Below are 23,318 nucleotides of genomic sequence, written 5' to 3' on the forward strand. Positions count from 1 at the left end.
GAGTCCGGTTCCGCCGGATCGGACCCGCTCAATCGTATTCGTCGCGCGGGGATTCCAGATCCAGCACGGCCGAGGCGCCGTCGATGCGCTGGAAGCGCAGGCGCACGCCGCGGTGACCGACGCCGCCGGCGGCGTCGGTGGCGCGACCGTCCGGCACGCCCACCTCCCGTGCGAGGCGCGAGACGAGGGTATCGAGCAGCGGCTTCCCGGCGGCGGGCTGCCCGCCGCGGACGGTGACGCCGGTGGAAAGGTCGATCGCATCGCCGGGTGTCAGCAGGGTAAGCCGGATGCCCTTGGCGACGAAGCTGTCGCTGTGCAGCACGAGGTTGGTCGGGTCGATTTCGACCAGGACAAAGCCATGCTTGCCGCGCGCCTCGATCCGCGCCCCGGACTCCGAGACAATGGCGGCGCTGTCCTCGAACACGCCGACGCCGAACCGCTCGCCTTCCTCGGCGCAGGCGACGACGAGGCGACCGAGGCGGTTGCCGCCTAGGATGTTCTGGTCGATGATGCCGCCGCCGAAGAGGCCGATGCCTTCCTGGATCACCAGGCCCGGGTGGCCGAGGTCGGAGGCGACGCCGTAGCGCAACGCCTCGCGGACCGAACCGCCGGCGATCATCACCCCTGACAGGGCCGAGGCCGCGCCGCTGGCCGCGATCAACGCCGCGCCGCCGGCGTGGGCGCGGGCGATCGCGCGCAGTACGGCGCTTTCCTCGCCCCGGTGCAGCATGGTTTCGACCAGGCGGATCTGGTTGCCGCCGCAGAGCAGGATGCCACGCATTCGGCCGATCGCTTCCAGCCGGTCCGCGTCCTGGCTGACGAATTCCACCGTGTCGATGGTGACGCCGAGGTCCACCCCCTCGATGCCGAGCTTGCGCAGCATGCGGATATGGTCGTTCGTCACGCGGCCAGGTTCGGCCGAGGCGGCGCCGATCACCCCGACCGGTCCCGCGCCGACCAGCCCCTTCACCGCTTCCATCATCACCGGCGCGCTGTCGAGCGGCGAGGAGCCGAGCAGAACCATCCGCGCCGCGGGATTCGGCGGCGCGCCGAAGGTGGCGCCGCGGCGGATCACCCGCTCGGCGATGCGCTTTGGGCTGAGCTTCTCGGCGACGAGCGAGGCGCGGAAATTGAGCGCGGTCATGCGCAGGCCGCTGTCGGGCGTCGCGATCATCACGCGTGAGACGCGATGCTCGCGGGTGAGCTCGACCGTGACGTTGTAGCCGGAACGCGGATCGAACGCCTCGGCGTGATCAGTGGCATAGACCGACTGCTCGCCGAGCACGAGGCGGGCCATCAGGTCGTAGAGCGTATAGGCGCCAAAGACGTTGCGGCGGGAATGGATCGGGGCGCGATAGGCGATCTCGCGCTGGCGCACCCGGCGCTTGGCGACGCCGGGGAACGGCTTGAACTTCTGGAGGTCGATCCAGTCGCCATCGTCGACATAGCTGAGGCGGAAGTCCTGGAACGACCGTCCGTCCGGCGCGACGCGGACCCTGGCGAGGTCGATGGTCATCACGCCATATTCGCCGCAGACGCGGCCGACGTCCCCCTCGACCAGCAGCGCGGTGTTTTCGTCGATGCCGATGCCGCGCCTGACGCCGGCGTGATGCATGGCGCTCACCAGTCGGCCGAGCCGGCCGCGCTTGATGAAATGCTGGTCGAGCATGCCGAAGCGAAAGAAGCCGAGACCGGGTCCGAGCAGAAGGCCCGGCCGATCCGGATTCTCGGTCAGGCCGTGCACCACCGATTCGAGCGAGGTGCCGCCGAGCAGCATGCGCTCGGACATCATCGCCGCGCCCGCGCTCGAGCCTGCGATCAGTCCGCCGCCGGCGTGCAGCGCGCGCAGGGCTTGGAGCACCGGCGTCTCGCGGCCGCCGCGCACCAGCGCGCCGACGATCTTCGCCTGGTCGCCGCCGGTGAAATAGACCCCGCCGGCGCCGGTGATCCGGGCGGCGAGCGCGGGATCGAAGGCGAGCGTGCCGGCGCTCTGGATATCGAGCGGTACGACCTCGGCCTCGAAACCGTGGCCGCGGAAGACCTGGGCGGTTTCCTCGCCGACCGTCCGCGGCTCGCTCGACGCGGTCGGAAAGATCAGCACCCGGCCGCCGGACAGGCGGCGCATCTCCGTGTAGATCGCAACGTTCTCGTCCTCGAGCCGGCCGCCGATGACGGCCAGCCGCTGGCCGCCCGCGGCCGCCCGCGCGGCGAGCGTCGACCAGGGCGCCACGCGCGTCTTCCCGTCAGGCAATTGGCACGATGCGGACGCCGCGCTCGTCGCTGAGGAGCTTGTAGCCCGCCGGCACGTCGAACCCCGCCGCGGCGACCAGCCGCTCGGGCGGGACCGGAGCCGCCTTCTCCACCGGGTGGAAATAGATGATGCGCTTCCAGCAGCGGGTGATGGCGTCGCAGAAGATCAGCACCAGGTCGTTCGGCCGGGCGAGGTTCAGCGCGGTATCGACGGAACGCTCCTCCTCGGGCACCACCATCACCGCTTCGGGATCGACGCCGCGCAGGATAAGTTCGGCCTTGATCATCTCCGGCACTTCGTCGGGTCGCCGGCCGCGCGGATTGTCGTCGCTGTGGCAGATATAGACATCGAACTTGCCGGCGACCTTGGCCGCGATCGCGCGCACGTCCTCGTCGCGGCGGTCGCCCGGGCAGGTGACGCAGATGATGCGCTTGCCCAGCGGCTTCAGCCGTTCGACCAGATCGACCATCGCACCGACCGCCGCCTCGTTGTGGCCATAGTCGAGGATCACCCGGAAGCCGTGCTCGTCATAGACGTTCATCCGGCCCGGACTCTGGTAGAAGGTATTGTCGAAGGTCCGAAGCCCGTTGCGGATCTGGTCGAGAGTCTTGCCGAGCGCGTAGGCCATGGCGGCGGTGAACATCGCATTCTCGACGTTATGGAGCGCCTTGCCCTCCAGTGTCGCGGGGATCAGGTGCGTCCAGATCAGCGGGATCTGGTTGCCGTTGTCGTAGATCACGATCTGGTCGCCGTTCAGCCCCTGTTCCAGCACCACCGCGCGCTTGCCGAGGCGGATATGCTCGCGCACCAGCGGGTGGTCGGAATTGCGGGTGACGTAGCAGATATGCTTCGCCCGCGTGTGGGCGGCCATCCTCAGCGTATAGTCGTCATCGGCGTTGAGGACGGCGCAATCCTTGGCGACCTCGACCACCAGTCGCTTGACATCGGCCAGCCCCTGGACGGTGTCGACGCCGCCGAGCCCGAGATGGTCGGAGGTCACGTTCAGCACCGCGCCGACGTCGCAGAAGCGATAGCCGAGGCCGGAGCGCACGATGCCGCCGCGCGCGGTTTCCAGCACGGCGATATCGACCGTCGGGTCGCGCAGCACCATCGAGGCGGCGACCGGACCGGTCATGTCGCCCTTCACCGTGACATTGCCGTCGATATAGACCGCGTCGGTCGAGGTCTGGCCGACGACGTGACCCGCCATCTTCAGGACGTGGGCGAGCATCCGGGCCGTGGTCGTCTTGCCGTTGGTGCCGGTCAGCGCGGCGATCGGGATGCGGCTCGGATTGCCCGCCGGAAACAGCATCTCCATCACCTTGCCGCCGACGTCGCGGCTCTTGCCCTCGGAGGGCGCGATATGCATCCGCATGCCGGGACCGGCGTTGATCTCGCAGATCGCCCCCCCGGTCTCGCGGTAGCTCCTGGTGATGTCGGTGGTCAGGAAATCGACGCCGCCGATATCAAGGCCGACCGCCTTGATCGCCCGCTCGGCCATCAGCTTGTTGTCCGGATGGATGACGTCGGTCACGTCGATCGCCGTGCCGCCGGTGGAGATATTGGCGGTCTTGCGCAGATAGACCACCTCGCCGGCCGGGGGCACGCTGTCATGGCCGTAGCCCCTGGCCTTGAGCAGCGTGTCGGCGGCCGCGTCGAGCTCCAGCCGCGTCAGCATGTTCTCGTGGCCGACGCCCCGGCGCGGATCCTGGTTCACGATGGCGACCAGTTCGGCGATCTTGTGCTCGCCGTCGCCGACGACGTGGCCGGGCATCCGGCGCGCGGCGGCGACGAGTTCGCCCGCGACGACGAACAGACGGTGATCGTCGCCGAGGATCATGCTCTCGACCACGACGCCCGAGCCTTCCTCGATCGCCGCGTCGAAGGCGGCGGCGACTTCGTCGGCGGTGGTGAGATTGACCGCGACGCCGCGGCCGTGGTTGCCGTCCACCGGCTTCACCACCACCGGGAAGCCGATATCCTCGGCCGCGTCGACCGCCTCGTCGGCGTCGCGCACGAAACTCTGGCGCGGCACGGGCAGGCCGAGGTCCGACAGGAGCCGCGTACACATATCCTTGTCCGAGGCGATCTCGACCGCGATATGCGAGGTCTGGCTCGAGAGCGCGGCCTCGATGCGCCGCTGATACTTGCCTTGGCCGACCTGGATCATGCTGGCCTCGTTCAGTCGCTGCCAGGGGATGTCCCGCGCCTCCGCCGCCTGGACCAGCGCCAGCGCCGAGGGGCCGAGCGAGCGGCGGCTGGCGAATTTCATGAAGGAGGCGATCTCGGCGTCGATATCGAGCGGATCCTCCTCGATCGGCGCGATCAGCTCCATCACGAGATCGCGGGCCACGTCGCCGGCTTCCAGTCCGACCTCGCGGGATTCGTAGCCGTAGAGCACCTCGACCTCGTCCTCGCGCGGGGCGGGGCGGGTGATGGCGACGTCGGCGACCGCGCCGGCCCGCAGTTGCAACACCAAGGCGACATGCGCGAGCACCTCGCCGAGGCGCAGCGTCGGATCGTTGCGCATGCGCTCGATCAGCGGGGTGCCGAGTTCGGTGCGGGCGGTGGCCAGACCGGGCAGCCATTCGAGCAGCGGGTCGATGAGTTGGGTCGCGTATTGCGAGGCGGGCGTGTCGAACCGGCGACGCAGATCGACGGTCAGCCGGATCAGCGGTTGGCGCGAATAGATGTTCGGGCCGACGTAAACCGACGACGAAACGATATCCATGACCCGCTCCCCTTGAACCCGCTCGCCCGTTCGTATCGTGGCCCAACGGCTTCGGAAAGAGCCAAATCGGACCGATTTTCGCACCCGCGGCGAAGCGTTTGCCGCCGGTCGCGGCTATTTCAGCTCGGACAGCAGGATGCTGGTTTCCGAATTCGCGACCGCCTTCAGCGCGCGGATCGCGGTCAGTGTCGCATCGAGCGAGGCGAGGGTCGCGGTGTCGATCTCGGCCACCAGATCCCAGCGTCCATTGGTGGAATGCACCCGGCCGACATCGGGCATCCGGCGCAGCGCCGCGATCACCGCGCGCATGTCGGCGGAGCGCAATTCGACGCTGACGATGGCCCGCACCGCGCCCCGCGCCGCCTCGCTGCGCAGCCGCGCGGTGAAGCCGAGCAGCACGCCGTCGCGCATCAGCCGGTCGATCCGGTTCTGCGCCGTGCCGCGCGACACGCCGAGCCGCCGGGCCAGCGTCGCGGTCGGTAGCCGCGCGTCGTCGCGGAGCAGGCCCATCAGGCGGAGGTCGAGGTCGTCAAGTCCGTTCATCCGACTCGCTCATTGACGATTCGTCAGGTTGTTGGTCCAATTCGTCAGGAATATGGCATCCGGCGGTCGCTTTGCCAGCTTTCTGCCTGGTCGCGCCCGCGGTATGGTCCCGCCAAGGTTGAAGACAGACTTGAACCCAGACTTGAACGGAGCGCACCGCGCCCGCGACGGAGATTTCCCCCGTGTTCGAACGACTGCGATCGACGGCGGCGCTGGCCGAACTCAGCCAGCGCGATATCCCGATGCTCGGGATCGGGCTCGAAATCGGCGCGGCGGCGCGGGGCACGCTGATGGGGCCCGACGCGCTGCGCACCACCGGTCTGCCCCGGATGCTGGCGACGCTGGGTCACCGGGTCGCCGATCGCGGCACCCTGCGCGAGGCGGAGGCGGTGGCGGTCGGGATGGAACCGCGCTGGGCCGAGTTCTGCAAGCACCTGCCCGAGATCGCCGGCTGGACCCGCCGGATTCACGACCACGCCTATGCGATGAGCCGGGACACCGGCGTGCCGATCTTCGTCGGTGGCGATCATTCGATCTCGATGGGCACGGTCAGCGGCGTCGCCCGCGCGGCGGCCGAGCGTGGCCGCGAGGTCGCGGTGCTGTGGCTCGACGCGCACGCCGACTACAATACCCCCGAGACCACGCCCTCGGGCAACCTGCACGGCATGGCCTTGTCGTTCTGCGCGGGCGATCCGATCCTGGCGCCGATCCTCGACGCCGAGCGGCCGTTCCGACCCGTGGCGCCGGAGAACATCCATCTCTTCGGCGCGCGCTCGATCGATCCGGGCGAGCGCGCCCGGATCCGGACGCATGGCATCGACTGCGTTGACATGCGCAGGATCGACGAGCACGGCGTCGCGGTGCTGATCGCCGAGCGCATCGCACACTGGCGGTCGCGGGGCGTGCATCTGCATGTCAGTTTCGACATCGATTTCCTTGATCCGGGGGTGGCGCCGGGCACCGGCACCGTGGTTCCGGGCGGCGCCACCTATCGCGAGGCGCATCTCGTCATGGAGATGCTCTGCGACAGCGGCCTTGTCGGCTCGCTCGACGTGGTCGAGCTCAATCCCTATCTCGACGACCGCGGCCGCAGCGCGGTGGTCACCGCCGAGCTGGTGGCGAGCCTCTTCGGCCTGACCATCCTCGATCGCGTCGGGCACGAGCGGGTGCCCGCGACCTCGATTCCGCGCAGATGACGTCCGGGGGGCCGCGCATGCTTGATGGCGCCGATCTGATCGCGCTCGAATCCCGGTTCGGCGCGGACAATTACAAGCCGCTCGACGTGGTGCTCGCATCCGGCAAGGGTGTCTGGGTCACGGATATCGACGGGAAGCGCTATCTCGACTGCCTCTCCGCCTATTCGGCGGTGAACCAGGGCCATTGCCATCCGCGCATCCTCGCCGCGCTGACCGAGCAGGCGGCGCGGCTGACGCTGACCAGCCGCGCCTTCCGCAACGATCAGCTCGGGCTGTTCTACGAGGAACTGGCGGCGCTGACCAATTCGCACAAGGTCCTGCCGATGAACTCCGGCGCCGAGGCGGTGGAGACCGCGATCAAGGCGGTGCGCAAATGGGGCTACGAGATCAAGGGTGTGCCGGAGGGCGCGGCCGAGATCATCGTCTGCGCCGACAATTTCCACGGGCGGACGCTGGCCATCGTTTCCTTCTCGACCGACCCCGAGGCGCGGGGCGGCTTCGGTCCCTTCGTGCCGGGCTTCAAGGTGATCCCCTTCGGCGACGCCGCCGCGCTGGAGGCCGCGATCACGCCGAACACCGTCGCCTTTCTCGTCGAGCCCATCCAGGGCGAGGCCGGCGTCGTCATCCCGCCCGCCGGCTATCTGGCGCGGGTCCGCGAGATCTGCTCGGCGACCGGGGTCATGCTGATCCTCGACGAGATCCAGACCGGCCTCGGGCGCACCGGCAAGATGCTGGCCGAGGAGCACGACGGGGTCGAGGCGGATGTGACGCTGGTCGGCAAGGCGCTGGGCGGTGGCTTCTATCCGGTCTCCGCGGTGCTCTCCAACACCGATGTGCTCGGCACGCTGAAGCCGGGCCAGCACGGTTCGACCTTTGGCGGCAACCCGCTCGCCTGCGCGGTGGCGCGCGCGGCGCTGCGCGTGCTGGTCGAGGAGCGGCTGGTCGAGCGATCGGCCGAGATGGGCGCCTATTTCAAGGCCGGGCTCGAGTCGATCCGCTCGAACCGGGTGCGCGAGATCCGGGGCAGGGGCCTGATGCTCGCCGTCGAGATCCATGCCGAGGCCGGCGCCGCGCGGCCGGTGGTCGAGGCGCTGCGCGACCAGGGCATCCTCGCCAAGGACACGCACGGCCAGACCATCCGCCTGTCGCCGCCGCTCGTCATCAGCCGGGACGAAATCGACTGGGCGCTGGAGCGGATCGAGACGGTCCTCCGCTGAGCGGCGAAAGCGCAAGGACCGCGCGCAGGGCGTGACGCGCCTGCGGAATCGGCGTATCATCGTCGTGGCGGGGTGCGCGATGTGGCTCAGGGCCGTCCTGGTGTTCGTCTCGATCGGTGCGCCGTCCGCCGTGCGCGGCGAGGGCGCGATGATGTCCGACAAACTCGACCCCAATCTGACGATGCTTTGCGAGACCGCGACGGCCGAGGAACGCGGCGAGGCGATCGGCGTCCTCGTCGCGGTCAGCCGGCCGGCGGATCGGGAAATGCTCGAGGCGCTCGCCGCGCGGGGCTTCGCCGTTCGTTCCGTCATCGGCACAATATTGACAGGAACCGTGAAGATAGGTATTCTTGAAACGCTTGCTGAATATCCAGAAATTGTGAAGCTGGAAGGAAGTACCCCAATGCAGCGGGAATAGGCGCGAAACGCGCCTTCGTTCGTTGGACTATTTGTCGTATTTGGATTTAATGACAGCCGGCGTTTTATTTCGCCGGCGACACGAAGGTCTTTGACTCTAAGCGGCTGATTTATTGGAGCGCGCCGCCATGCGAAAACTCGATCCCCAACTTGAATTCCTCGCCGAGGGTGGCGCCACGGCGCTGGGAGATCTCGGCAGCGAGGCGGTGATGGGCCGCTTCGGGATGGAAACCACCGCGCCGGAGGAGGGCGGCGAGCGCCGCCGGGCCAAGGCGAAGGTCGCCGCGGCCGCGGTCACGGTGCTGGTCGAATATTCGGGCGATCCCGAGGCGCTGGAGGCGGCCGGGCTCACCATCCGCGGCGTGGCGGGCGACGTGGTGACCGGTACCGTCGCGCTCGGCGACCTCGGGAAGCTCGCCGAGCTGGACGAGGTGCGCCGCGTCGAGGCGGCCCGCGCCATGCATCCCGAACTCGATCTTTCGGTGGTCGAGGCGCGCGCAAATCTGGTGCATGTCGGCCCGCCCGGCCGGCGCGGCGCGGGCGTGATCGTCGGCATCGTCGACAGCGGTTGCGACTATACGCACGCCTCGTTCCGGCGCGGAGACGGGACGAGCCGGATCCTGCTGATCTGGGATCAGGCGCTGACGCCCGGCGCGGGCGAGACGAGCCCGGCGGGCTTCGGCTACGGCGTCGAATACGGCAATGTCCAGATCAACGCGGCGCTCGCCAGCGCGAATCCCTTCGCGCTGGTGCGGCACCGGGACAGCTTCGCCCCGCAACATGGCACCCATGTGACCGGCATCGCCGCCGGCGACGGCTCGGTGGCCGGGCAGGGGCTGCCGGGTGGCACATTCGTCGGTGTCGCGCCCGAGGCGGACATCATCCTGGTCGCCAATGCGTCGAACGGCGTGGAGGGGCTCGGCACCTCGGCCAATACGCTCGACGCGGTGAACTACATCTTCCAGCAGGCACAGACCCGTCGCCAGCCCTGCGCGATCAACATGAGCCTCGGCGACAATCTCGGGCCGCACGACGGCACCAGCCTTCTGGAGCGCGGCCTCGACAATCTGCTCGGCGGGCCGGGGCGGGCCTTCGTCAAGTCGGCGGGCAACGCCGGGGCGGACCGGATCCATGCCGAGGGCAACGTTGCTTCCGGCACCACGGTCGATCTGCGCTTCAACCAGCCGGCGGGCGACAATTCGCCGAACCAGATCGACCTCTGGTACGAGGGCGCCGACAGTTTCCGCGTCACGGTGATCGATCCGGCGGGCGCGACGGCGGGCCCGGTCAATGTCGGCGCCGCCAGCACGACGGCGCTCGCCGGCGGCAACACGGTGCGCATCGACCATCGCAACAACGACGCGTTCAACGGTGACAAGCGCATCTTCATGACCTTCGCGCCGGGCGCGGCCGGGACGATGCGGGCCGGCAACTGGATCATTCGCCTCGTCGGCCTGTCGAGCCCTTCGGGCGGCCGTTTCGACGCCTGGATCCAGCGGGGCGCGGCGATCCCGACCTTCCTCGCGCCGCACGAGAGCCAGGGTCGCACCATCTCGACCCCCGGCACGGCGCTCGAAGTCATCACGGCGGCGAACTACATCACTCGCGGCGCCGGCGTCGGCAGTCTCGCCAGCAGTTCGAGCCGCGGTCCGACGCGCGACAATCGCGCGGCGCCCACGGTGGCGGCTCCCGGCAGCACGATCGTCTCGGCCGCCGGCCATTTCCCACCGGGAGGCGATCCCTACAAGGGGATGAGCGGCACCTCGATGGCGGCGCCGCATATCACCGGCGCCATTGCCCTGATGTTCCAGAAGAACCCGGACCGGACCCAGGCCCAGATCAAGGCCTGCCTTGAAAGCTCGGCCCGCGCGGACGTCTTCACCGGTCCCGTGCCGAACACGGCCTGGGGCGCCGGCAAGCTCGACGTCGCCGCGGCGGTCGATTGCGTACCCTCGCCCGGCCTCGGACCGCTGCGCTCGGCGGTCCTGCCTTGCCCGAGCGTGTCGGCGGCTGGTTGCCGCTCGGTGTTGACGGCTTGCATCTCGGTGCCGGTGACCAATTGCCCGAGCGTGGTCCAGATCAACTGTCCGTCGGCCACCCCGCGGACCTGCGGCACGATCTCGGTCCCGCGCGTCACCTGTCCGAGCCTGATTCAGGTGACCTGCCGGTCGGAGGTTCTCGTCACCTGCGGGGTGCGTTCGGTGCCGGTATCGACCTGTCCGGTCGCCTCGGTGGCCACGCCCTGTATCACCACCCTTGCCTGCCCCTCGGCGGTCGATGCCTGCCCGAGTTCCCTCGGCTGCGGCGTGACCGTGGTGATCAATCCCGATCCGGTGGTGAATCCGGGCGTGGCGGTCAATCCGGGCATCGGCCTCACGCCCGTCGGGGCCACGATCGACCCGGGCGCGATCGGTCCGGCCCTCAACCCCGGCGTGTTCGGCGCCCCGCGCTTCGGGCTGGCGCCGGAGGCGGCGCCCCAGACACCGCCCTCGGGCTATTTCGACTATGACGATTCCTGGTTCGACTAGCGGGCCGGCCGCGCCCGGCCATCCGCGCGAGGTCATCGCCGCCGCCCTCGCCGGCGGCGTGATCTCGGCGGAGGATCTGGTCTGGCGCGGGGTCCGGGTCGATCCGATCGGGCGCAGCCATCCGGTCTATCGCCTGTCGGTCGACGACCGGCCGCGGGCGATCCTCAAGGTCTTCGGACCGAGCCGCGGCGGAACCGACGGCGATCCGGCGCGGGAGCGGGCGGTGCTCGAACTGGCGCGGGAACGGCCCGGGGTGGCGGCGCTGGTCGCGCCGGCTCTGGCATGGCGCGGCGATCCCGCCGTGATCGTGACCGAGGCGGTCGACGGCGCCGCCGCCTGGACCCTCGATTCGCATGGCGGCGGCGCGACGCCGCCCGCGGCCGCCTGGTCGGAACTCGTCGCGCTGGTGGCGTCGCCGCTCGCGGCGTTGCACCGGGCGACGCGCGATCTGGCGCGGCCGGGCGCGGCGTCGCCGTCCGCGCTCGACGCGCCGCCGCCCTGGGGCCTGCGGCTCTTCGATGGCGACGCGCCGGCCGATGTCTGGGCCACCGCGCCGCTCGCCCGTCTGCTGGCCGGCGTGGCCGAACCCGGGGTGATCGCCGCGCTGCGCGAGGGCCGGGCGCGCTGGCGCCGGATGTGCCTCGTCCATGGCGATCTGAAGCATGACAATCTGCTGGTCGCGGCGGCGGGCGCGGCGCGGCGGGTGGTGATCGTCGATTGGGAGATGGCACGGCTCGGCGACCCGGCCTGGGATCTCGCCGCGCTTGCCGCGCGCCTGCCGATGGCGGCGCCGGTCGCCGATCCCTGGGGCGAGGAGGCGCTAGCCGGCGCCGCCCGGCTCGTCGCCGCCTACGCGACGGCCAGCGGCCTGCCGGTCGCGGCGCTGGCGCGGCGGATGGTTCTCTTCTGCGGCGCCTGGCTCCTGATGGCGGCGACGCAGCACCGCTCGACATTGCCGGCGGAAAGCATGGAGACGGGCGCCGCCGACCTCGCCGCGCGCGGGCGAGCCACGCTGCTCGACGCCGACCGCCTGACGGCGCTGGTGGAAACGGCGGCGCTGGGAATGGCGGCGCAAGCCTCCTCGGCGCCGTGAGGGCGGACCTCCTGCGCGCGCGGGCCTATCTGCGCCGCCGGCCGGACGCCGGCGAGAGCGAGCTATATGCCGAATGGTATCACGATTCCGAGGCCGGCCCGCGCGACTATCCCGCGCCGGCGGCCTATATGGCCGCGAGCCTCGATCCCGCGCGGTTCGAGGCCGGATGGCGCGTGGCACGCCGCGCGCCCGGCGCCGCCGGCGCGGTCGTCGCGACGCGCGACGGAGACGAGCGGCTGGTGGCGCCGCCCGACTGCGCGCCGGAAACATTCGGCGATCTGGCGCTGCGACCGGGCGCGGCGCTGCGCGTCGATCGGCTCGCCAAGGGCTATCGCGACGGCTTCTGGCATGTCTGGTCCGCCGGCTGGCGTCGCGACGGCGCACCGGCGCGGTTGCGTCGCTTCTATTTCGTCATGGCGCCGGGCGCCGAGACGGTGTTCGCGGCGCGGGTGCTGGCGACCGCGGCCGGCGACGCCGCCTGGTCGATGAAATTCCTGAGCGGCCGGCACGCCGCCGGGCGGCGCGACCGCGCGGTGCTCTATGTCGCGACGCGCGAGCGGCTGGGCGCCGGCTGGCTGCGGGACGCGGTGGCGGCCGGCGCCCCCCTCTGCGCCGGCCGGCCGCCGCCCCTGACCCGGATCGTCGCCGACGGGGTGGGGCAGGCGCCGGATCCCGGCGACGGCGCGAGCTTCGGTCAGGCGGTTTGCCGATGCCTGCTCGACGCGGCGCGCGAGCCGGACGCGCTGCGTGACGAGGCGCGTTGGCTCGCCGCCGCCGTCGCCCGCCTCGGCGCGCTCCTCCCCGCCGGGACGCGACCGTGAGCGCGGCGTCGGAGATCCCCGAGACGGACGCGGAGGCCGCCTTCGCACTGGCGCGCGATCTCGCGGCCGGCGCGGTCTGGGCGGACGGCGTCTGCGCCTTTCACGGCGCCGGCGCGCCGGCGGAGCTTGGCCTGCCGGTGCCGTTTCGCGCCTTTGGCGGCGATCTCTACGAAGGCTCGGCCGGGGTGGCGCGCTTTCTCGCCTGCGTCGCCCGGCTCGGCGGTGACGCGGAACTCGCGCGCGTCGCGCGGGGCGCCATCGGTCACGCCTTCGCCAGGGCCGAGGGCTGGTCGCTGTTTTCCGGCGGGCTCGGCATCGGCCTCGTCGCGCTCGAGCTCGCCGAATGGCTGGAGGCGCCGGATCTGGTGCCGCCCGCCGTGCGTCTGATCGAACGGGCGAGCGCCGCCGCGCTGGCCGAGGCGCGGGCCGGAACGGCGCCGGCCGACCTGCTCGCCGGGCTCGCCGGCGTCGTGCTCGGCCTCGTCGCCGCCGAACCCTACGATCTCGACGGCGACTGGCCGGCGCGGGCGCGCGCGATCGCGTCGGCGCTGGCGGGGCAGGCCGTCCAGCGCGGGGCGGGCCTCGCCTGGCCGCTGGCACCGGGCGGCGAACTCTGCCTCTGCGGCCTCGGCCACGGCGCTTCCGGCGTCGCCCTCGCCTTCGAGGCGCTCGGCGATCCGGCCTTCGCGGCGGCGGCGCGGCGGGCGCGGGCCTTCGAGCGCGGATGGTACGCGCCCGAATTCGGCAGTTGGGCCGATCTTCGGGGCGCGCCAACCAGCTTTCCCGATCTCCCGCCCTGTCCGCGTATGTGGTGCCACGGCTCGGTCGGCATCGCGGCCGAGCGGTTGCGCGCCGATCCCGGCGACCCGCTGGCGCGCGCCGATCTCGCCGGGGCGCTCGCCGGCATTCGTGTCGAGATCGAGGCGCTGGTCGCGGGACCGCGTGGGCCGGCGGCGGGCGACGGGATCAACGGCTCGCAATGCCACGGGCTCGGCGGGATGAGCGACCTCCTGATCGATGTCTGGCTGCGGACGGGAGACGCGGACTGGCTCGCCCTCGCCCGCGCGGCGACCGGCGCGCTGCGCGAGGACGCGCGCCGGCCCGGCGGCTGGCGCTGTGGCGTCCCGGGCGGCGAGGCGACGCCGGGCCTGATGCTCGGCCTCGCCGGCATCGGCTGGGCCCAACTGCGCGCCGCCCATCCCGAGGCGGTGCCGAGCGCCTGGGCGCCGGCGCCCGGTCGCGTGCTCGCAGGAACGCCGACGCGGTGATCAGCGGACTCCGGCGGGCAGACCGCGGCGGGTAGGTTCAGGCGGGCGGGGCCTCGATTTCGACGATTTCGTCGAGGAGCGGCGAGAGATCCTCGATCCGGTCGGCCACCACATGAATCACCATGCCGTCGCGTTGCAGCCGGCCCGTCACCTTCAGGCAGCGGCCGGCGATCACCGCGCGGCGGAAGCGCTCGAAGACGCCGGCCCAGATCACGATATTGGCGACGCCGGTCTCGTCCTCGAGCGTGACGAAGATCACGCCCTTCGCGGTGCCCGGCCGCTGGCGGCAGATCACGAGGCCCGCCACCGCCACCCGCGCGCCGTCCGGCACCCGGCCGAGGTCGCCTGCGACAAGGCAGTGGGGCGGCCGCGGCCAAGGCGCGGCGTCGGGACGAAGGGGGAGTGTCGAGACCATGAACAAAAGTGGAACATTTTCGGGCCGATGGCAAGCGGACCGAAGGCGTCCCATGGCCCAGCTTGTCGCTTGCCACGGCGGTGGCGATGTGCGACACACGAAAAAGTCAGACGCGGGACACTCTTGCAAGCCTCTGTTATCTCAACCCTCTCGCTCGACCCGCGGCCGAGGATCGGCGGTGCGCAGGGTTCTCCGAACGGAGCCGTGGCGTGGAACTGATCACCGAGACCGACGCGCTGGCGCGGTTCTGCGCGACCTGCGCGGATCAGCCCTATGTCACCGTCGACACCGAGTTCCTGCGCGAGCGGACCTACTACGCCCAGCTCTGCCTGGTGCAGCTGGCCCGGCCCGGCAAGGGCGACGAGGGCGCGGTGCTGATCGATACGCTGTCGGACAGGCTGTCGCTGGAGCCGCTCTACGATCTCTTCCGCGCGCCCGGCGTGGTGAAGGTGTTCCACGCGGCGCGGCAGGATCTCGAGATCTTCCAGATCGAGGCCGGCGTCCTGCCGGCGCCGTTCTTCGACACCCAGGTCGCGGCGATGGTCTGCGGCTATGGCGATCAGGTCGGCTACGAGACGCTGGCGCGGCAGATCGCGCGGGCGTCGATCGACAAGTCCTCGCGCTTCACCGACTGGAGCCGGCGCCCGCTCAGCGCGGCGCAGATGGCCTACGCGGCGGCCGACGTGACCCATCTGCGCCGGATCTACGAGGTGCTGGCCAGCCGCCTGGCCGAGACCGGGCGCGGCGCCTGGCTGGAGGAGGAACTCGCGGTCCTGACCGATCCCGAGACCTATCGCACCGATCCCGATCAGGCCTGGACCCGCCTGCGCACCCGGTCGAACGCGCCGCGCTTCATCGCCGCGCTGGTCGAGCTCGCCAAGTTCCGCGAGCGCCTGGCGCAGAGCAAGAACGTGCCGCGCAGCCGGATCCTGAAGGACGACGCGCTGCTCGAACTCGCCGCGAACCGGCCGAAGAACCACGACGATCTCGGCAAGGCGCGGCTGCTGCTGCGCGAGGCGCGGCGGGGCGAGGTCGCCGACGGCATTCTCGCGGCGGTGGCGGCGGCCGAGGCGATGCCGGCCTCGGCGATCCCGTCCTCGCCAGAGCAGCCGGCGCGCAAGCCGGGCGCCGAGGCGTTGGCCGATCTCCTGCGGGTGCTGCTGAAGGCCCGCGCCGACGCCGAGGGCGTGGCCCAGCGGCTGATCGCCTCCAGCGCCGATCTCGACGCGCTGGCGGCGGGCGAACTCGAGGCCGTTCCGGCGATGCACGGCTGGCGCTACGAGGTCTTCGGGCGCGACGCGGAGCGGCTGCGCGACGGCGAGATCGCGCTCTCGGCCCAGGGCGGCGCCGTGCGGGTGGTGCCTCTGGCCTGACAGGCTCCGGGCGCCCGGAGCCTTGCGCCGTCCTCAGAGCGTGGGGATGTCGGTGGCGAGCACGGGCGGCGGCGCCGGCGTAACCGGCGCGGTCACCGTGATCACATTCTGGCCGCCGCGCACGCGAAAGCCGGTGATCGGCTTCATCAAGCGGTTGGGATAGAAGGCCGCGGCGCTCAGGGCGCGGGTGCGCTCGGGGCCGATGGCACCCGGCGTCGCCGGCGGGATCGCGACGAGTTCCAGCGAGACGATGCCGGCGGCGTCGGGCTTGCCGTCGTTCAGGGGCAGCAGCGCCGCCTCGTAGAATCCTTGCGTCGGCGAGACGCCCTCGACCCGGAGGATGACGCCGGAGGCCGCGCGCTCGGCCACCGCGAGCCGAAGCGGCAGCGGCACGGGATCAGGCGTCTCGTCCGCGCTGGTGGCGCCGTAGTTGGCATTCGCATTGCCTTCGCGCCCGAGAAAGCCCGGAATGCCGACCGAGCAGCCCGCCAACAGCAGCCCGGCGAGGAGCAGCGCCGCCCGCGCCATCGCCGCGCCCGCTTCGGGCCGGTCATGCCTCGAACTCGTCATGCCTGTGCTCGTCCTGCCCCGCGGCTCCACCGGCGTCTCGTCCGCGCCGGTTTCGCGCGCCCGTCCGGTTCCCCGGGATAAACGGCGCGGCGGCGGTTGGGAAGCGCAAATCCGGCGCGGACGGAAAGCGCTTCCGGCTCCGGATCGGAAAGCGCTCTGGATCTCGGGCGCGCGACGCCCTAAATCGCGGAAGAAACCCCCGGGAACGGACAACGCCTTGGCCAGCGCGCGCTTCGAGGATATCGCCACGGACTTTTCGCTCCTCGACGACTGGGAGGATCGCTATCGCTATGTCATCGACCTCGGCCGCGCGATGCCGCCGCTCGACGACGCGCTGCGGGTGCCGGCGACCAAGGTCGAGGGCTGCGCGAGCCAGGTCTGGATCGCGCCGCGGATCGATGGCACCGGGCGGAGCGCGGTGTTCGATTTCGCCGGCGACAGCGACGCGATGATCGTCCGGGGACTGATCGCCGTGCTGCACGCGCTCTATTCGGGGCTGATGCCGGAGGAAATCCTCGCGGTGGACGCGCCGGCCGCGCTTGGGCGGCTCGGGCTTGACGCCCATCTTTCCGCGCAGCGCTCGAACGGGCTGCGCGCCATGGTCGCGCGCATCCGCGCCATCGCCGAAACCACGCTCAACAACGCCTGAGAGGGGCCGTCATGACGTCGCTGGAGACTTTGCTCGGAACCTGCGACTGGCTGATGGCCGACGGGGCGACGGGGACCAACCTCTTCAACATGGGGCTGGAGGCGGGCGAGGCGCCCGAACTCTGGAACGAGGTCGAGTCGGGGAAGGTCCGCGCGCTCTACGAAGGCGCGGCCTCCTCGGGCAGCGATATCTTTCTGACCAACAGCTTCGGCGGCAATGCGAGCCGGCTGCGGCTGCATGACGCCGCCGCGCGCGTATTCGATCTCAACCGGATCGCGGCGGAGATCGCTCGCGAGGTGGCGGACGCGGCCGGGCGGCCGGTGGTGGTCGCGGGCTCGATGGGGCCGACCGGCGAGATCATGGCGCCGCTCGGGCCACTGACGAGCGAGACGGCGGCGGACATGTTCGAGGAGCAGGCGCGCGGGCTGCTCGCCGGAGGCGCCGACGTGCTTTGGGTGGAGACGATCTCGGCGCCCGAGGAATTCGAGGCGGCCTCGATCGGCATCGCGCGCACCGGCGCGCCCTGGTGCGGCACGATGAGCTTCGACACGGCCGGGCGGACGATGATGGGCCTGACCTCGGCCGATCTGGCGCGGCTGGTCGAGCGGCTCCCCTGTCCGCCGCTCGCCTTCGGTGCCAATTGCGGCGTCGGCGCCTCGGATCTGCTGCGCACCGTGCTCGGCTTCGCGGAGGCCGAACCGCGGCTGCCGGTGATCGCCAAGGGCAACGCCGGGATCCCGAAATTCGTCGAAGGACGCATCACCTACGACGGCACGCCGGAATTGATGGCGGAATACGCGGTGCTGGCGCGCGATTGCGGCGCGAAGATCATCGGCGGCTGCTGCGGCACCACGCCGGCGCATCTCAAGGCCATGCGCGCGGCGCTCGAGGCGGCGCCGCGCGGGCCGCGTCCCGATCTCGATACCATCGCGGCGGCGCTCGGTGGCTTCTCCAGCGCCTCGGACGGGCTGACCGGCGCGCCGATCAGCCGCGAGCGCCGGCGCCGGCGGGGCTGAGGCGCGCTTTCCGATCCGAGGGGGCTCCCGCGGGCTTCGCCCTTGGGCCCGGCGGCCGCCGTCGCGGCCGCCAAGGGAGCGGCCTGTTGGCCGCGAGTCATCTTTCTCCCCGCCCTTTGGCGGGGCCCCTCGTCCTGCCCGATAGGAATTCTGCCAATATGAAACTGGAAGAAGCCCCAGTGGCGGCGTGGTCGCGCTGGGCTTCCGGCGCGCTGGAGGGCTGAGCCCCGGGTCGGCGAAGAGGAGCGTGGAGATCAGCCGAGGGGCTTGATCATCAGGAGCCAGGCATCGCTGTCGCAGGACCAGCCGTCCTTCACGATCGGGGCGGTCGCAGCCTCGCGGTAGCCGAGGCTCTGATAGAGCCGGCGGGCCTCGGTGTTGCCGTCGGCGACGATCAGGCTCATCGCCGACGGGCCGCCGCCCCTGGCCTCGAACTCGGCATTGGCCGCGCTTTCGGCTTCGACCATCAGGTGGCGCGCGACGCCCCGGCGGCGGAAGGTCGGGTCGGTGGCGATCGCCAGCACGTAGCGGGTGCCGAGCGCCTGGTTCTCCAGCGCCTGCAGCGGGCGGAACATCGGCGGCAGGTCGTCGAGCGGCTCCGGCGCCGCGCCAATCCGGTAAGCGACGAGGCCGCCGGCGACGGAGCCGCCGACCTCGGCCATGGTCGCGTTGCGCCAGGAAAAGACGCCTTCGTCGCGCGCGGCGCGGTCCGCGCCGAAGGGGATCGGATCCTCGCCGGGCGCCGCCATCTGCGCCCAGACATGCGAGGCGAGCCCTTCGCTCGCCAGATCGATGAAGCGGGCGAGATCGGCGGCGTCGGATGGTCGTGCCCGGCGAGACGTCACGGTTAGGGTGGTCTCCGGCGGGGCCATTGGCATCGCTCCTCTGTTCGCTGGCAGCCGCCGCGTTCGGGGCTGGAGGCGCCGGCCGGTTCGCGCTAGCCTTCGGCCGATCGCGGGATCGCGCGGACCTGATTTCGGAAAATTCTACCATGGGCGCAAGCGGGTCGGAAGCCGGCATCGGGAAGGCCCCGCGCTGATGGCGGCCGGCCGGCCGATCCTCTGCGTCGGGGCCGCGCATTGGGATCTGATCGCCCGCGCCGCCGCGCCACTCGAGCCCGGCGCCGACGTGCCCGGCCGGATCGCCCGCCAGCCGGGCGGCGTGGCGCTGAACGTGGCACTGGCGCTCTCCGCGCTCGGCCGCTCCGTGGCGCTGCTCGCCGCCGTCGGCCGCGACGCGGCGGGCGCCGATCTGCTCGCCGAGGCCGAAAGCCGCGGGGTCGTCACCACGCATGTGACCCGGATCGCGGGGCCGAGCGACCTCTATGTCGCGATCGAGGACGCGGCCGGCGAGATCTTCGCCGCGGTCGCCGACTGCCGCCGGCTGGAGGCGGCCGGAACCGAGATCTCGCGCCCGCTCCGCGACGGGACGCTGGCCGGGCCCGGCACGCCATGGACCGGCGATGTCGTGGTCGATGGCAACCTGTCCGAAGCGGCGCTGATCGAGATCGCCGGCGCCGTGGCCGGACGGCTCGCCATCGTGCCGGCGAGCCCGGCCAAGGCCGCGCGGCTGGCGCCGCTGCTCGGCCGGGTCCGGGCGACGCTCTATGTCAATCGGCGCGAGGCCGAGGCGATCCTCGGCACCGCGCTGCCCGACAGCGCCGCCGCCGCCGTCGCCCTCCGCGACCGCGGCGCACACGAGGTCGTGGTCACCGACGGCGCCGCGCCGGCCGCCGAGGCGAGCGCGGCCGGGCTCGTCTCGATCGCGCCGCCGAGGGTCGTGACGCGCGGCCTGACCGGCGCCGGCGACCGGTTCCTCGCCGCCCATCTCGCGGCGCGCGAGGACGGCCTGCCGCCGGACGCCGCGCTGCGCGCCGCCGTCGATGCTTCCGTCGCCCACATATCCGCCGAGGTGCCATGATCGACCGAGCCCGTCTCGCCCCGCCGCTCACCTTCTCGGCCGAGGCCGCGACGGGAATCGCGAGGGCCGCGCCGATGGTCGCGCTCGAATCGACCATCATCACCCATGGCATGCCCTACCCCGCCAATCTCGAGACCGCCCGCGCGGTCGAGGCGGAGGTGCGGGCCACCGGCGCGGTCCCGGCGACGATGGCGGTGATGGGCGGGCGGATCCATGTCGGCCTGGAGCCCGATGAACTCGAAGCGCTGGCGATGGCGCGGGACGTGGCCAAGCTGTCGCGGGCCGATCTGGCGGTGGCGCTCGCCATGGGCTGGACCGGCGCGACCACGGTCGCGGCGACGATGATCTGCGCCGATCTCGCCGGGATCGAGGTCTTCGCCACCGGTGGCATCGGCGGCGTGCATCGCGGCGCGGAGCGGAGCTTCGACATCTCGGCCGATCTGGAGGAGCTGGCGCGGACGGCGGTGACCGTCGTGGCGAGCGGGGCGAAGGCGATCCTCGACCTGCCGAAGACGCTGGAACTGCTTGAAACCAAGGGCGTTCCGGTGATCGCCTATCGCCAGGACGCGTTGCCCGCCTTTTGGTCGCGCGACGCCGGCCTGCGCGCGCCATTGCGGCTCGACACGGCCGCCGAGATCGCGGCGGCGCACCGGACGCGGGCGAGACTTGGGTTGGAAGGCGGGCAACTCGTCGCCAATCCGATCCCGGCGGCGGCCGAAATTCCGACCGCCGAGATGGCGCCCCATATCGAAGCCGCGCTGGCCGAGGCGGAGGCGGCCGGCATCGCGGCCAAGGCCGTGACGCCGTTCCTGCTCGCCCATATCGGCGCGCGCACAGGCGGCGCGGCGCTCGCCGCCAATATCGCGCTGGTGCGAAACAACGCGCGGCTCGGCGGCGAAATCGCGGTGGCGCTCGCCGCCCTGCCATAGCGCGATTTCCAATCGGACGGGATCGTCCAATGGCGGGGAGATCGTGACATTTCAAGGGTCCGGAGCGGGCGGCCCGGTTCCGACGGATCGGGCGCCGCTCCGGAGATCCGACCGAATGGCCGCTATTTCACCGTGACCTTGGTCATGAAGTCGGGCGCGTCGACCATGCCGTTCGCGCCGGCGCCGCGCTGGATCGCATCGACCACCTCCATGCCGGAGATCACCTGTCCGACGACGGTATACTGGCCGTCGAGAAACGGCGCCGGGGCGAACATGATGAAGAATTGCGAATTGGCGCTGTCCGGGCTCTGCGACCGCGCCATTCCCACCGTGCCGCGCTCGAACTTCAGGTCGGAGAACTCGGCCGGCAGATCGGCCATCGGCGAGCCGCCCATGCCGGCGCGGCCGGAGGCGAAGGCCTGCTTCGTGCCGAATTCCACGTCGCCGGTCTGGGCCATGAAGCCCTCGATCACCCGATGGAAGGCGACATTGTCATAGGCGCCCTCCTTGGCGAGCGCCTTGATCCGCTCGACATGTTGGGGGGCGATCTTGGGCAGCAGCTCGATCTCGATCACGCCGTTCGCCGCGCCCGCGACTTCGATCACCAACGTATCGCCGGGCTCCACGGCGCCGACCATTCCGCCGGTCGTTCCAGCGAGACCGAGCGCGGCGATCAGCGCGAGAAAGCTCCGCCGGATCATGCGTCGCCCGCCACTTTGACCGAGACCATCCGGTCCGGTGTGCGCGGCGGCTCGCCGCGGGTGATCGCATCGACATGCTCCATGCCCGCGATGACCCGGCCCCAGACGGTATATTGCCCGTTCAGGAAATGGCCGTCCTTGAACATGATGAAGAACTGCGAATTGCCGCTGTTCGGATTCTGGCTGCGCGCCATGCCGACCACGCCGCGGTCGAAGGGCAGCTTGGAGAACTCGGCCGGCAGGTTCGGCTGCTTCGAGCCGCCGGTGCCGGCGCGGCGCAGGTCGAACCCATCCTCCATGTCGCCATGGGCGACGTCGCCGGTCTGCGCCATGAAACCGTCTATCACCCGGTGAAAGGCGACATTGTCGTATTCCCCGGCCCGTGCCAGCGCCTTGATCTGCGCCACGTGCTTCGGCGCGACGTCCGGCAGCATCTGGATCAGCACCTCGCCCCCGGCCAGTTCCACGACCAGCGTGTTCTCCGGGTCCGCGATCTCCGCCATCATTCCCTCCTGGCTTCTGTCGCGCGAGACCCTAAGGGTTCACGGCGGCCGGGGAAAGGCCAGACGCGGCGTGAATTCGGTCTTCCTGTGCCGCGGAGGGGTCAGATCCGCTTCAGCCGCTTCGGCTTCACCGGCACGATGGCGAAGCGTTCGGCCAGCGCGGCGGCGATCCGCGGCGGGACAAAGCCGCTCACATCGCCGCCAAGGCGCGCGATCTCCTTCACGAGACGCGAGGCGATCGCCTGGTAGTGCGCGTCGGCCATGAGGAAGACCGTCTCGACATCGTCGTTCATCGCGCGGTTCATTCCGACCATCTGGAACTCGTATTCGAAATCCGAGACCGCGCGCAGGCCGCGGATGATCATGTTGGCACCGACATCCTCGGCGCAGTGGATAAGCAGGTTCTCGAAGGGATGGACGACGATCTCGACGCCCAGCGCCGCTCCGATCGGCTTGCACTCGTACTCCACCATCTCCACCCGCTCCTCCAGATTGAAGAGCGGGCCCTTGTCGCGATTGATCGCGATGCCGATCACCAGCCGTTCGACCAGGCTGCAGGCTCGGGTGATGATATCGACATGACCGAGGGTGATCGGGTCGAAAGTCCCCGGATAGAGTCCGACCGACATCGCCCGCCTCCCATGCATGATATTCAGCCACGCAACATTATCGCGGGGCGACGGTCAAGTCGTTCCGACCCAAAGCCTGCCCGAAGCGCCAGCCTACCAGGAATTGGCGATCATGCCGGTCAGCGCGGAATTCTCCTGCTGGATTTCGGTGATCCGCGCCTTGACCACGTCGCCGATCGAGATGACGCCGATCATCCGGTTGTTCTCGATCACCGGCATGTGGCGGAAGCGGCCTTCCGACATCTTCTCCATCACGGAATTCGCCGTGTCGTCCGGGTGACAGCCGATCACGGACGAGGTCATCAGTTCATCGACCTGCGAGGTGAGCACACCCGCGCCGGCGGTGCCGAGGGCCCGGACGATGTCGCGCTCGCTGAGAATTCCGTCGACGATTTCCCCGTCGCCGCTGACGATCACCGCGCCGATCCGGTTCTTGGCCAGGATCTCCGTGGCCGTCTTGATGGTATCGGACGGCTTTACCGTCAGAATCTGGCGGATCTGCTTGGTTCCGATAATATTCCGAACGATCATGGCCTCCCCCCGGACAT

The 23,318-nt window shown here is 70.8% G+C and carries 22 protein-coding genes; 12 read left to right on the forward strand and 10 right to left on the reverse strand.

Annotated elements, in window-relative coordinates; translation table 11 throughout:
• Positions 1–28: 28 nt before the first annotated feature.
• The 3 genes from Q0480_RS08500 to Q0480_RS08510 form a co-directional block, all read right to left on the reverse strand.
• A complete protein-coding gene (locus Q0480_RS08500) occupies positions 29–2,230 on the reverse strand; it encodes a cyanophycinase (RefSeq protein WP_299132027.1) in 2,202 nt (733 codons plus the stop codon).
• A 13-nt stretch (positions 2,231–2,243) separates the two neighbouring features.
• A complete protein-coding gene (cphA, locus tag Q0480_RS08505; RefSeq protein WP_299132029.1) occupies positions 2,244–4,982 on the reverse strand; it encodes a cyanophycin synthetase in 2,739 nt (912 codons plus the stop codon).
• A gap of 114 nt (positions 4,983–5,096) precedes the next feature.
• Positions 5,097–5,525: an Lrp/AsnC family transcriptional regulator gene (locus Q0480_RS08510; protein ID WP_299132031.1), complete on the reverse strand. Its 429-nt coding sequence runs from the start codon at positions 5,523–5,525 to the stop codon at positions 5,097–5,099.
• Positions 5,526–5,707: 182 nt separating this feature from the next.
• On the opposite strand from Q0480_RS08510, the gene rocF reads away from it, so the two are divergent.
• The 7 genes from rocF (at position 5,708) to Q0480_RS08545 (ending at position 14,065) form a co-directional block, all read left to right on the forward strand.
• Positions 5,708–6,721, forward strand: coding sequence for an arginase (gene rocF / locus Q0480_RS08515; protein ID WP_299132032.1), 1,014 nt, complete (start codon positions 5,708–5,710; stop codon positions 6,719–6,721).
• A gap of 17 nt (positions 6,722–6,738) precedes the next feature.
• Entirely contained in the window at positions 6,739–7,938 is a 1,200-nt protein-coding gene (gene rocD, locus Q0480_RS08520; protein ID WP_299132034.1) for an ornithine--oxo-acid transaminase, read from the forward strand.
• 31 nt (positions 7,939–7,969) lie between these two features.
• Positions 7,970–8,356 (forward strand): hypothetical protein, encoded by a 387-nt coding sequence (locus Q0480_RS08525; RefSeq protein WP_299132036.1) that lies wholly within the window; start codon positions 7,970–7,972, stop codon positions 8,354–8,356.
• 127 nt (positions 8,357–8,483) lie between these two features.
• Entirely contained in the window at positions 8,484–10,883 is a 2,400-nt protein-coding gene (locus Q0480_RS08530; protein WP_299132038.1) for a S8 family peptidase, read from the forward strand.
• Complete coding sequence (locus tag Q0480_RS08535; RefSeq protein WP_299132040.1) at positions 10,861–11,976, forward strand: aminoglycoside phosphotransferase family protein; 1,116 nt, start codon at positions 10,861–10,863, stop codon at positions 11,974–11,976. Before Q0480_RS08530 ends, Q0480_RS08535 begins: the two co-directional genes overlap by 23 nt.
• The gene (locus Q0480_RS08540; protein WP_299132042.1) at positions 11,973–12,797 is read left to right on the forward strand and encodes a T3SS effector HopA1 family protein; all 825 of its coding nucleotides are present in this window, start codon (positions 11,973–11,975) and stop codon (positions 12,795–12,797) included. The genes Q0480_RS08535 and Q0480_RS08540 overlap by 4 nt, the downstream gene beginning before the upstream one ends.
• On the forward strand, positions 12,794–14,065 hold the full coding sequence (locus Q0480_RS08545; RefSeq protein ID WP_299132043.1) for a lanthionine synthetase LanC family protein: 1,272 nt from the start codon (positions 12,794–12,796) through the stop codon (positions 14,063–14,065). The genes Q0480_RS08540 and Q0480_RS08545 overlap by 4 nt, the downstream gene beginning before the upstream one ends.
• A 37-nt stretch (positions 14,066–14,102) precedes the next feature.
• Here Q0480_RS08545 and Q0480_RS08550 read toward each other — a convergent pair whose 3' ends face one another.
• Positions 14,103–14,480: an OB-fold nucleic acid binding domain-containing protein gene (locus Q0480_RS08550; RefSeq protein ID WP_299132044.1), complete on the reverse strand. Its 378-nt coding sequence runs from the start codon at positions 14,478–14,480 to the stop codon at positions 14,103–14,105.
• A 209-nt stretch (positions 14,481–14,689) separates the two neighbouring features.
• Between Q0480_RS08550 and rnd the strand changes: the two genes are divergently transcribed.
• Positions 14,690–15,853: a ribonuclease D gene (rnd, locus tag Q0480_RS08555; protein WP_299132045.1), complete on the forward strand. Its 1,164-nt coding sequence runs from the start codon at positions 14,690–14,692 to the stop codon at positions 15,851–15,853.
• A gap of 33 nt (positions 15,854–15,886) precedes the next feature.
• Here the strand turns inward: rnd and Q0480_RS08560 are convergent, their stop codons facing one another.
• Entirely contained in the window at positions 15,887–16,423 is a 537-nt protein-coding gene (locus Q0480_RS08560) for a hypothetical protein (protein ID WP_299132046.1), read from the reverse strand.
• Positions 16,424–16,640: 217 nt separating this feature from the next.
• Here Q0480_RS08560 and Q0480_RS08565 point away from each other — a divergent pair, with 217 nt between their 5' ends.
• Positions 16,641–17,072 carry a SufE family protein gene (locus Q0480_RS08565; RefSeq protein ID WP_299132050.1) on the forward strand — a complete coding sequence of 144 codons (432 nt, stop codon included), beginning with the start codon at positions 16,641–16,643 and terminating at the stop codon, positions 17,070–17,072.
• Between the two features lie 11 nt (positions 17,073–17,083).
• Entirely contained in the window at positions 17,084–18,088 is a 1,005-nt protein-coding gene (gene bmt / locus Q0480_RS08570; RefSeq protein ID WP_299132051.1) for a betaine--homocysteine S-methyltransferase, read from the forward strand.
• Positions 18,089–18,342: 254 nt separating this feature from the next.
• On the opposite strand, the gene Q0480_RS08575 is transcribed toward bmt, so the two are convergent.
• Positions 18,343–18,960 carry an N-acetyltransferase gene (locus Q0480_RS08575; protein ID WP_299132052.1) on the reverse strand — a complete coding sequence of 206 codons (618 nt, stop codon included), beginning with the start codon at positions 18,958–18,960 and terminating at the stop codon, positions 18,343–18,345.
• A 166-nt stretch (positions 18,961–19,126) separates the two neighbouring features.
• Here Q0480_RS08575 and Q0480_RS08580 point away from each other — a divergent pair, with 166 nt between their 5' ends.
• Both Q0480_RS08580 and Q0480_RS08585 read left to right on the forward strand, forming a co-directional pair.
• Positions 19,127–20,008, forward strand: coding sequence for a PfkB family carbohydrate kinase (locus Q0480_RS08580; RefSeq protein WP_299132053.1), 882 nt, complete (start codon positions 19,127–19,129; stop codon positions 20,006–20,008).
• On the forward strand, positions 20,005–20,937 hold the full coding sequence (locus Q0480_RS08585; protein WP_299132056.1) for a pseudouridine-5'-phosphate glycosidase: 933 nt from the start codon (positions 20,005–20,007) through the stop codon (positions 20,935–20,937). The genes Q0480_RS08580 and Q0480_RS08585 overlap by 4 nt, the downstream gene beginning before the upstream one ends.
• A gap of 122 nt (positions 20,938–21,059) precedes the next feature.
• Here Q0480_RS08585 and Q0480_RS08590 read toward each other — a convergent pair whose 3' ends face one another.
• From Q0480_RS08590 to Q0480_RS08605, 4 genes are all read right to left on the reverse strand, one after another.
• A complete protein-coding gene (locus tag Q0480_RS08590; RefSeq protein WP_299132087.1) occupies positions 21,060–21,575 on the reverse strand; it encodes a peptidylprolyl isomerase in 516 nt (171 codons plus the stop codon).
• A gap of 59 nt (positions 21,576–21,634) precedes the next feature.
• The gene (locus tag Q0480_RS08595; protein ID WP_299132059.1) at positions 21,635–22,141 is read right to left on the reverse strand and encodes a peptidylprolyl isomerase; all 507 of its coding nucleotides are present in this window, start codon (positions 22,139–22,141) and stop codon (positions 21,635–21,637) included.
• A gap of 101 nt (positions 22,142–22,242) precedes the next feature.
• On the reverse strand, positions 22,243–22,770 hold the full coding sequence (coaD, locus tag Q0480_RS08600) for a pantetheine-phosphate adenylyltransferase (protein ID WP_299132061.1): 528 nt from the start codon (positions 22,768–22,770) through the stop codon (positions 22,243–22,245).
• Positions 22,771–22,863: 93 nt separating this feature from the next.
• On the reverse strand, positions 22,864–23,301 hold the full coding sequence (locus Q0480_RS08605) for a CBS domain-containing protein (RefSeq protein WP_299132064.1): 438 nt from the start codon (positions 23,299–23,301) through the stop codon (positions 22,864–22,866).
• Positions 23,302–23,318: the final 17 nt, after the last annotated feature.

Source organism: uncultured Amaricoccus sp. (genome assembly GCF_937891315.1).
GTDB lineage: Bacteria > Pseudomonadota > Alphaproteobacteria > Rhodobacterales > Rhodobacteraceae > Amaricoccus.